We start from the raw sequence: 6,664 nt of genomic DNA, 5'->3' as shown, positions 1-6,664 counted from the left end.
GTCGCGATTCGGGAGGCACCTGATTACATCACGGTTGATCTCTACCACTGCAAATACTGCGGTAGCGGTCAACGGCCAGGAGCGCGCGTGGACGATGCGTATGTGGTAGCCGGGCAGGCAAGCAGGTCTGCGAAATGGCTCCATAAGGGCCCCGCGCTCTTCCAGCGTCTGCTAGATCGGTACAGCGCAGGCGAAGGCAGTTGCGCCCAACGATTGCTGAAGGGAACGCCGTCGCAAATCGATATCTTGAGGTTCAAGTCGCGGGATATTGAAATGCGAATGGGGTTCTTCATCGTCCAGCCCGCTTTTTCTGCCGCTAAAGTTACAGACAGCGTGATGACTGTACTTGGCACCAGCTATATGTATCTTCGTGACATTGCGAATGTCGACCTGCGCGTGATCGCTAGTCCTTGATGGAATGGACTTCTCAATTGGCCATACACAGACAATGTCCGAAATGGATCGAGAGTGGCCTTTAGCTTTCCTAGCCGTGCTGTCTGACTGTCGACGCGTCAATGATACAGGTAGAAATTCAACCACCGGCCTCGAGGACTCAAATCGCGCTCAATGTCAAAATCTTAAAATTAGCTCAAGTGGCTATCTCGATAGCAAACCATAAATATTGCATATGTACGCCTCGCCACCATCGGCGATACTTTTATTGCCCCGTATTCAAATCTATTACTATTTAATTTTTAATTAATCAACATGACTAATGAAAAGATAAAAAGCCACTGTCGAGAATGTGGCCACGAAACAAATCACAGCATCCTCTCGGAGCGCAATGAGTCATCAAGAGATGAATATTCTTATGATAGGGCATACCAAATAATTGAATGCCTTGGTTGCGAAACAAAATCATTTAGAGACATTCTAAGCGAAATTGAGCACACCTATCAGATTTCTGAAGATGAATGGGAGGTGCCCACCTCGATAACAATCTACCCAAAATTCATAAATAATCATCGCTCGCTAAGGGGCGTTTATTATCTCCCAAGTTTGGTTGGTGCAATCTATAGGGAGGTGCTACTGGCACTACAGGAGGATGCCCCAATATTAGCGGGATTAGGTCTTCGGGGCACCGTTGAAGCTGTCTGCAACCACCTTAAAATTGATGGAAGAACGCTAGAGATAAGGATTTCCAAATTAGCATCGGGTGGCTACATCTCCCGAAAAGATGCCGAACGTTTGCATGGAATACGTTTCATGGGCAACGATGCAGCCCATGAAATAAAAAAACCTAAAGAGGCACAACTTTCAGTTGCCTTAAACATAGTTGAACACCTCTTATCTAGTGTTTATATTCTGGAGGAAGAGGTGCAAGGAAACATAGACACGCTAATTACGGAATTTGATCAGTTTAAGGAGCTATTGGATAAGAAATTAGTTGGCTTTCCCGCCGGAGATGAGCTACCAATCATTGGGCTACTCGGGAGGGATATCCGCAGAGTAAAAGATTCCTTGCCGGCACTGGAGGCGGAACTGGTGAATAGAATAGATAATGGTGAAATAGAAGAAATTATCAAAGGAAAATTGGATAAATATAATAATTCCAAGAATGATCTTCAGCACTACATCATAGCCTAGCTCTATTAATGCGAAACCAGCTCCACGCGCAGTTCAAATAGCGTATTGAAACCGCACCCTCGAAAGCGCCTTCAAATGGAGCGAACTATTGAGCTTCCTGGGGAGCCGGCATCGTCCGGCGCTTGCACACACAGCAAGGGCGCCTCTCGGCGCCCTCGTTCTTTCAACTCATTCCCACTCAATAGTAGCCGGCGGCTTCCCCGAGATGTCATAAACCACCCTCGATACCCCCCGCAACTCATTGATGATCCGGTTGCTCACCGTTCCCAGGAATTCATACGGCAGATGCGCCCAATGCGCCGTCATGAAGTCAATCGTCTCCACGGCCCTTAGCGCAATCACCCACTCATAAGCGCGCGCATCACCCACCACGCCCACCGACTTCACCGGCAGGAACACGGCAAACGCCTGGCTGGTCTTGTCGTACAGATCCGCCTTGCGCAGCTCATCAATGAAGATGGCATCGGCCTTGGCCAGCAGTTCGGCGTATTCGCGCTTCACTTCACCCAGAATACGCACGCCCAGACCCGGGCCCGGGAACGGATGGCGGTAGACCATGCTGCGCGGCAGGCCCAGTTCAACGCCCAGGCGGCGCACTTCGTCCTTGAACAGCTCGCGCAGCGGCTCCACCAGGCCCAGCTTCATGTGCTCCGGCAGGCCGCCCACGTTGTGGTGGCTCTTGATCACATGCGCCTTGCCGGTCTTGCTGCCGGCCGACTCGATCACGTCCGGGTAGATGGTGCCCTGCGCCAGCCACTTGGCGTTCTTCAGCTTGTTCGACTCTTCGTCGAAGATCTCAACGAACAGGTTGCCGATGATCTTGCGCTTGGCCTCCGGGTCGCTCACGCCTTCCAGCGCGCTGAAGTAACGGTCGGCGGCATTTACGCGCACCACCTTCACGCCCATGTGCTCGGCAAACATCGCCATCACCTGGTCGCCTTCCTGCCAACGCAGCAGGCCGGTATCCACGAACACGCAGGTCAGCTTCTCGCCGATGGCTTTGTGCAGCAGCGCGGCTACAACGGACGAGTCAACGCCGCCGGACAGGCCCAGGATCACTTCGTCATCGCCCACCTGTTCGCGCACGCGAGCGATCTGGTCGTCGATGATGTTGGCGGCGGTCCACAGGGTCTGGCAACCGCACACGTCCACCACGAAGCGGCGCAGCAGCGCCTGGCCCTGCAGGGTGTGGGTCACTTCCGGGTGGAACTGCACGCCGTACCAGCGCTTTTCTTCGTTGGCCATGGCGGCCACCGGAATGCGGTCGGTGGTGGCGGTGATGGTGAAGCCCGGCGGTGCAACGGAGACGTGGTCGCCGTGGCTCATCCAGACATTCAGCTTCGGCTCGCCGCCGTGGTCGCTCAGGCCCTTGAACAGCGCATCCGGGTTGATCACGTTCACTTCGGCGTGGCCGAATTCGCGCTGATCAGCCGCTTCGGTGGCACCGCCCAGCTGCGCGGCCAGGGTCTGCATGCCGTAGCAGATGCCGAAGATCGGCAGGCCGCTGTCGAACACTTCCTGCGGCGCGGCGGGCGCGCCCGGCAGCGTGGTCGATTCCGGGCCACCGGACAGGATGATGCCCTTGGCGCCAAAGCCGGCGATCTCGGCCGGGTTGTGGTCCCAGGCCCAGATTTCGCAGTAGACGCCCAGCTCGCGGATGCGGCGGGCAATCAGCTGCGTGTACTGCGCGCCGAAATCGAGGATGAGGATCTTGTCGTTATGGATGTTGGTCATTCGGGCGCTCAGGGATGGGTAGTACAGAGAAGGTGCTCAGCACGCTGGCGGACAACTCACGCCGCAATTCATCGGCCACCGGATCCGGCGCGGTCCATCGCACGCCGATGAAGCCATCGGCACGCTGCTCGCGCCGTGGATAGGGATCGCCCCACATGCAGGTCTGCAGCCGTTCGGTGTCGGCGCTGCTGGTTTCGCAGCGGATCAGCCGCGCATCGGTCATGTCGACAAGCTTCTCGTCGAACCAGGAACCGAAGCTCCGCTCGAAGTGCGGGAGCTGCGTCGACCAGCCCAGCCGGCGATAGCTCTCATCACGCAGTGACGGCAGAATCTCCGGGCTGTATTCACCCTGCCAGCAAACCAGCAAGCCGTTGAAACTGGATGCGCGCGGCGGCACCAGGCGCCATTGCAGCGCCCCCTGCGGCTCAAGCCGCCAGCCCAGTGGCAGGTCGAAGGTCAGGTTCGGACAGGACACCCGGTTCGCAGGGGGCGCCACCTCGGCCGAGGAGTGCTCGGCAGCGCCGGAGCACCCCGCGACCAGCAGGGCCACGCCAAGCAAGCTCCCGCCACGGTATCGGCCGGCGCGCTGGCCGGCAGTGCGGAGGTAGCTCACGAGACCGAGGCGGGCAGTCATCAGGAGCGGTAGTTCGGCGGCTCTTTGGTGATCGTCACGTCGTGGACGTGGCTCTCGCGCTGGCCGGCGCCGCTGATCTTCACGAACTTGGGCTTGCTGCGCATGTCCTCGACGGTAGCGCAGCCCACGTAGCCCATGGTGGCGCGCAGGCCGCCCATCAGCTGGTGGATGATGCCGCCCACCGGGCCGCGGTACGGCACGCGGCCTTCGATGCCTTCCGGCACCAGCTTGTCGGCGGTGGCGGCGTCCTGGAAGTAGCGGTCCTTGGACCCCTTCTCCATCGCGGCCAGCGAGCCCATGCCGCGGTAGCTCTTGTACGAACGGCCCTGGAACAGCTCGGTTTCGCCCGGCGATTCCTCGGTACCGGCCAGCAGGCCACCCACCATGATGGTGGAGGCACCGGCAGCCAGCGCCTTGCCGATGTCGCCGGAGTAGCGAATGCCACCGTCGGCGATCAGCGGGATGCGGTCCTGCAGCGCTTCGGCCACCAGGTCGATCGCGGTGATCTGCGGCACGCCCACGCCGGCCACCACGCGGGTGGTGCAGATCGAGCCCGGGCCGATGCCCACCTTCACTGCATCCGCGCCGCTGTCCAGCAGCGCCAGCGCGGCTTCACCGGTGCAGATGTTGCCGCCGATGACCTGCACGTTCGGGAAGTTCTTCTTGACCCAGCTGACGCGGTCCAGCACGCCCTGCGAATGGCCGTGCGCGGTATCGACCACGATCACGTCCACGCCGGCAGCGACCAGCGCTTCCACGCGGCGATCAGTATCGCCGCCGACGCCGACGGCCGCGCCGACCAGCAGGCGGGTGGCGATGTCCTTGGCAGCGTTCGGGAAGTCGGTGTTCTTCTGGATGTCCTTGACGGTGATCAGGCCACGCAGGGCGAACTCGTCATTGACCACCAGCACCTTTTCGATGCGGTTGCGGTGCAGCAGCTGCAGCACTTCATCAGACGCGGCGCCTTCCTTGACCGTGATCAGGCGATCCTTCTTGGTCATGATGTGGCGGACCGGATCGTCCAGCTCGGTCTCGAAGCGCATGTCGCGGTGGGTCACGATGCCGACCAGCTGGCCGCCGCCGTCCACCACCGGCACGCCGGAGATGTTGCGCGCCTGGGTCAGGGCCAGCACGTCGCGGATGGTGGTTTCCGGGCCGACGGTGATCGGGTCGCGGATGACGCCGGCCTCGAATTTCTTGACCGTGGCCACTTCGGCGGCCTGCTGCTCCACGCTCAGGTTCTTGTGGATGATGCCCATGCCGCCCAGCTGTGCCATGGCGATGGCCAGACGTGCTTCGGTGACGGTATCCATGGCGGCGGACAGGATCGGAAGCTTGAGCTTCAGGTCGCGAGTCAACCGCGTTTCGAGGTTGACGTCCTTGGGCAGGATGGTCGAATGAGCGGGGACGAGCGAGACGTCGTCGTAGGTGAGAGCTTCAGCCTGGATGCGCAGCATCGGCATACCCGAGATGTGGGGAAGCGCGACATTTTACCCTGTTTTGGCGACCAAGAACAGTAATTTTGATGGCGGGAAACAGGCAATGCTGCGACACAGTGTCGCGCGGGCGCACCGCCCTTGGTTGGCACGAACCGTCCGGCATCCGGACCCCAGCTGGGGCAACGGCCCCGTCAGATGTGTGCCAACCAAGGTTGGCACCTACCAGGAGCGGGTCATGCGGGCCGGCGGGAAGTACGGGGCATCGACGCGACCCCGGTAGCGCCGGGCCATGCCCGGCGAGCGCAGCGGCGCCGCAACAATCCGCCGGGCATGGCCCGGCGCTACCATGCCGCATCGCAAGCTGCCCAGCCCGGTCAGACCCCGGCTTCCGCCGCTTCCAACGTGTTCTGCATCAACGTGGCCACGGTCATCGGGCCCACGCCACCCGGCACCGGGGTGATCCAGCTCGCCCGCTCCGCAGCCACCTTGAATCCAACATCACCCACCAACCGGCCGTCGTCCAGCCGATTGATACCCACGTCGATCACCACCGCACCCGGCTTCACCCACTCGCCCGGCACGATACCCGGGCGGCCCACCGCCACCACCAGGATGTCGGCGTTGCGCACGGCCTGTTCCAGCACGTCCTTGGGAGTGAACTTGTGGCAGCTGGTCACGGTGCAGCCGGCAATCAGCAGCTCCAGGCCCATCGGCCGGCCGACGTGGTTGCTGACGCCGACGATGGTGGCGTTGCGGCCGCGCACCGGCTGGTCGGTGTGGCCCAGCAGCGTGGTGATGCCGCGCGGGGTGCACGGGCGCAGGCCGAACTCGCGCAGGGCCAGGTGGCCGACGTTTTCCGGGTGGAAGCCGTCCACGTCCTTGCGCGGGTCAATGCGCTGGATCAGCCGGCGTGCATCGGGAATGCCCGGCAGCGGCAGCTGGATCAGGATGCCGTTGATCTTCGGGTCGGCGTTGAGCTGGTCGATCAGGTCGAGCAGCTCGGCCTCGGTGGTGCCGGCCGGCAGATCGTAGTCATAGGCTTCGATGCCGACCTTCTCGGCGGCGCGGCGCTTGTTGCGCACGTACACGGTCGAGGCCGGGTCACCGCCCACCAGCACCACGGCCAGGCCCGGGCGGCTGCCACCGGCGGCAACACGGGCGTCCACCCGCACCTTCAGGCTGTCGAGCAGGTCCTCGGCGATACGGCGGCCATCGAGGATGCGGGCAGGAAGCTGGGAGGCGGAATCGGTCATCGGGGGCAGGCGTGGGG

At 61.2% G+C, this 6,664-nt stretch carries 5 protein-coding genes and 1 pseudogene; 2 read left to right on the top strand and 4 right to left on the bottom strand.

Annotated elements, in window-relative coordinates:
* A pseudogene (locus DBR20_RS06095) lies at positions 1 to 414 on the top strand (restriction endonuclease subunit R); the annotation flags it as partial.
* A 294-nt stretch (positions 415 to 708) separates the two neighbouring features.
* A complete protein-coding gene (locus tag DBR20_RS06090) occupies positions 709 to 1,587 on the top strand; it encodes a DUF4145 domain-containing protein (protein ID WP_108265562.1) in 879 nt (292 codons plus the stop codon).
* 168 nt (positions 1,588 to 1,755) lie between these two features.
* Here the strand turns inward: DBR20_RS06090 and guaA are convergent, their stop codons facing one another.
* The 4 genes from guaA to folD all read right to left on the bottom strand — a co-directional run bounded on the left by guaA (position 1,756) and on the right by folD (position 6,647).
* The gene (gene guaA, locus DBR20_RS06085; protein WP_108265561.1) at positions 1,756 to 3,321 is read right to left on the bottom strand and encodes a glutamine-hydrolyzing GMP synthase; all 1,566 of its coding nucleotides are present in this window, start codon (positions 3,319 to 3,321) and stop codon (positions 1,756 to 1,758) included.
* Positions 3,305 to 3,871: a hypothetical protein gene (locus DBR20_RS06080; protein ID WP_146186957.1), complete on the bottom strand. Its 567-nt coding sequence runs from the start codon at positions 3,869 to 3,871 to the stop codon at positions 3,305 to 3,307. The genes guaA and DBR20_RS06080 overlap by 17 nt, the downstream gene beginning before the upstream one ends.
* 83 nt (positions 3,872 to 3,954) lie before the next feature.
* Positions 3,955 to 5,412 carry an IMP dehydrogenase gene (gene guaB, locus DBR20_RS06075; protein ID WP_108265564.1) on the bottom strand — a complete coding sequence of 486 codons (1,458 nt, stop codon included), beginning with the start codon at positions 5,410 to 5,412 and terminating at the stop codon, positions 3,955 to 3,957.
* Positions 5,413 to 5,768: 356 nt separating this feature from the next.
* The gene (gene folD, locus DBR20_RS06070) at positions 5,769 to 6,647 is read right to left on the bottom strand and encodes a bifunctional methylenetetrahydrofolate dehydrogenase/methenyltetrahydrofolate cyclohydrolase FolD (protein ID WP_108265559.1); all 879 of its coding nucleotides are present in this window, start codon (positions 6,645 to 6,647) and stop codon (positions 5,769 to 5,771) included.
* Between the last annotated feature and the right edge of the window lie 17 nt (positions 6,648 to 6,664).

This window comes from Stenotrophomonas sp. HMWF023 (genome assembly GCF_003060985.1).
GTDB classification, from domain to species: domain Bacteria; phylum Pseudomonadota; class Gammaproteobacteria; order Xanthomonadales; family Xanthomonadaceae; genus Stenotrophomonas; species Stenotrophomonas lactitubi.
This window is presented reverse-complemented; position numbering and strand designations above follow the sequence as displayed.